We start from the raw sequence: 3,390 nt of genomic DNA, 5'->3' as shown, positions 1-3,390 counted from the left end.
GGTGGCTCCGGATACCGGGTTCGAGCCGTTCGGCGGAGCTGCACCGGCGGGCGGGTTCACGCCCGGCGTCGGGGTCGGTGTGGCGGTGGGTGATGGCGTTACGCCGGAGGGCGTGGTGATGGCCGGGTCGGAAGCTGTTCCGACGCCGGTCATTTCGAAGACCGATGCGGTGAGGAGGGGGATGCTGCGCAGGGCCACCGAGAGGGTGCGGCCGGTGCCGGGCTTGTCCTCGATCCGGGCGATCAGGCCCTTGGCCTCACCGCCGGGTGCCTGGGCGGGCACCGTCGAAAGGATGGTCCCGCTCGGGACGTCACGCAGCACCGCGCAGGGCACGCTCACATCCAGCGACAGCGGCACGTAATCGACCAGCGGCGCGGTCAGCTGCACCGCCTGCGCCTGCGGCCATTCGATACTCGCCCGATCCTGCCGAACCGGCAGTAGCGGCGTGAGCACCGCCAAGACAACACCGAGCACCCCCGCTATGAGGGCGATCAGTCGAATTCGGAATTCTCCCCCGGAAACTGAACGCACGAACGCCGATGCTAGCCACAACGTCGGCGAACTTCACCGCCGAATAATCGGGCCGGTACGTATGCGATCGCGCCTCGGAGCTTGAAGTGAACGAAACCGTTTCGTACACTTCAAGCCGGGAGGTGATTGAAATGCCAAGCGTCAGAGCCCGTCTGCTCATCGCGGCGATACGCGCACTGCGCGTCCGCAACGCGATCGACGGCCCCGAACGCATCCGCCGCACCATCGCCGCGGATCGCAAGAAGGGCCCGGCCACGCCATCGGCGCTACATCGTGCGGGCCTGATCGTGGGGGAGGAGAAGGTCGAGGGCCACACCGTCTATACGGTCGATCCGCACTCCGGGCGCTCCGACCGGCGAGTGCTATATCTCCACGGCGGCGGCTGGTCCCGCCCGATCACCGACCCGCATTGGGAGCTGATCGCGAAACTCGCGGACCTGCTGGACTGTTCGTTCATCGTGCCGCTGTATCCGCTCGCGCCCGAGCACACCGCCCGGGAAACCCACGCCTGGCTGCTGTCCCTGTACGCCGACCGCGCGGCTGGCACGGACCTGACCCTCATGGGCGATTCCTCCGGCGGCAACCTGGCCCTGTCGCTGGCCATGCGGGCCCGCGACCACAGCCTCCCGAAACCGGCTCGCCTGGTACTGCTCTCACCCGCGCTGGACGCGACCGTCACCGATCCGGCCATCGACGAACTCGACCCGCTCGACCCGGTCGTCCCCGCCCGCGGCCTGCGCGCGCTGACCCGCATGTTCGCCGGGGACGTCGATCTGCGCGACCCCCTGGTCAGCCCGCTGTTCGGCACGCTCGACGGCCTCCCGCCGATCGCCCTGTTCATCGGCACCCGCGAGATCCTCAATGCCGACGCCCGACGGCTGCGAAAACTGGCCGCGGAGCAGGACTTCCCGCTGACCTGGCACGAATACCCCGGCATGCCGCACGTCTGGCCACTGTTCCCGATCCCCGAAGCCGAGCGCGCACTCGCCGACATCGCCTCCTTCGTCACCGGCGGTGTTTGAAGTGTACGAAACCGGTTCGTACCCTTCGAGCATGGTTCGAGGACAACAGCGGGTCGACGCGATCCTGACCGCCACCATGGATCTGCTCGCCGAGAGCGGCTATCCGGCGCTCACCATGGACGCCGTGGCCGCCCGCGCCAGCGCCAGCAAGGCCACCATCTACCGCCGCTGGCGCAACAAGGCCCAGCTGGTGAAGGCCGCCCTGGACGCCTACGACGCCCAGCACAATGCCGACATCCCCGACACCGGCACGCTGCGCGGCGACCTGGTGGCGGTGCTGGAGGCCTTGCGCGTCAAGGATTCCGAGCGCATGACCGCCCTGATCGGCGGCCTGATCGCCGCCATGCGCCACGATCCGGAGCTGGCGGCCGCGCTGCACGAGCACCTGGACAACGAGGAGCTGTCCCCGTTCCACGACGCCCTGCACCGCGCCATCGACCGCGGCGACCTGCCCGCCGACACCGACACCGAACTCATCCATGACGTGGCCGAGGCCATGATCATGCGCCGCATGCAGATCGGCACCCCCTTCGACGACGCCTTCATCACCCGCCTCGTCGACGACGTGCTGCTGGTTCTGCTCGATCATCGAGGAACTCCACCGTGACCGTTCTCATCGTCGGCGCCGGGCCGACCGGACTGACCCTCGCCTGCGATCTGGCCCGCCGAAATGTGCCGTGCCGCATAGTCGACAGGGCCGCCGGGGTCTTCCCGGGCTCCCGCGCCAAGGGCCTGCAACCGCGCACCCTCGAGGTCTTCGACGATCTGGGTGTCATCGACGCGGTGCTGGCCGGCGGCGAACCCTTCCCGAAATTCCGTCTCTACCAAGGCCGCGACGTCGTCTGGGAGCGTTCGGTCGCCGAAATGCTCGGTGCACCAGGGCTTGTCGCATCGCCCGCCGTGCCCTATCCCGAGACGTGGCTCATTCCGCAGTGGCGCACCGAGGAGATCCTGCACGCCCGCCTGATCGAACTCGGCGGCCAGGTCGAATGGAACACCGAAATACTGGACGTCACCCAGGATTCCGACGGCGTCACCGCGAGCACAGCCTTTGGTGAGCTCCGCGCCGACTACCTCGTAGCCGCCGACGGCGGGCACAGCACCGTGCGCAAAGCGCTCGGCATCGGCTTCGAGGGCGATACCTTCGAGACCGAACGCACCCTGATCGGCGACATCCGCGCCGACGGCCTCGACGGCCGGTTCTGCCACATCCTCACCGGCAACGGCAATGTGGGCGAACGCTTCTCGCTGTGGAATCTCCCCGACAGCGACTACTATCAGTTCGTCGCCTCGATGCCCGCCGACCAGGCCCCCGAGCTAACCCTCGATGCCGTGCGGCGACTCTGCCGGAACCGCTCCGGCCGCACCGACATCCACCTGCACGACATGCGCTGGGTCTCCCTCTACCGCGTGAACGCCCGCATGGTCGACCGCTACCGGGTCGGCCGGGTGCTGCTGGCGGGCGACGCCGCGCACGTGCACTCCTCGGCGGGCGGCCAGGGCCTCAATACCGGTGTCCAGGACGCCTACAACCTCGGCTGGAAGCTGGCCGCGGTGCAGTCAGGCGCGGACCCGGTTCTCCTGGAAACCTATGCCGCCGAACGCATGCCGGTCGCCGCGAATGTGCTGGGCCTGAGCACGCTGCTGCATCGCCAGGACTTCCACGGCGGCGGCGCACCCGCCATCCACCAGCTCGACATCACCTACCGCACCGGCCCCCTCGCCCTCGATGACCGCGAACACCCGGGCGCCCTCCGCGCCGGAGACCGCGCCCCCGACGGCATCTCCGCCTCCGGCACAAGACTTTTCGACTACTTCCGCGGCCCCCACCCCACCC

The 3,390-nt window shown here is 68.8% G+C and carries 3 protein-coding genes and 1 pseudogene; 3 read left to right on the top strand and 1 reads right to left on the bottom strand.

The annotated features are described in order from the left end of the window. A pseudogene (locus ACAM49_RS39335) lies at nt 1-474 on the bottom strand (hypothetical protein); the annotation flags it as partial. A gap of 188 nt (nt 475-662) precedes the next feature. On the opposite strand from ACAM49_RS39335, the gene ACAM49_RS39330 reads away from it, so the two are divergent. The 3 genes from ACAM49_RS39330 to ACAM49_RS39320 form a co-directional block, all read left to right on the top strand. Next, nucleotides 663-1,553, top strand: coding sequence for an alpha/beta hydrolase (locus ACAM49_RS39330; RefSeq protein WP_369640600.1), 891 nt, complete (start codon nt 663-665; stop codon nt 1,551-1,553). A 31-nt stretch (nt 1,554-1,584) separates the two neighbouring features. Beyond that, nucleotides 1,585-2,160, top strand: a complete 576-nt coding sequence (locus ACAM49_RS39325; protein ID WP_369640599.1) for a TetR/AcrR family transcriptional regulator — start codon at nt 1,585-1,587, stop codon at nt 2,158-2,160. After that, nucleotides 2,157-3,390: FAD-dependent monooxygenase (locus ACAM49_RS39320; RefSeq protein ID WP_369640598.1), on the top strand; the 1,234-nt coding region annotated here is incomplete at its 3' end. The genes ACAM49_RS39325 and ACAM49_RS39320, both read left to right, overlap by 4 nt.

The organism is Nocardia sp. JMUB6875, assembly GCF_041154655.1.
Lineage (GTDB): Bacteria > Actinomycetota > Actinomycetes > Mycobacteriales > Mycobacteriaceae > Nocardia.
This window is presented reverse-complemented; position numbering and strand designations above follow the sequence as displayed.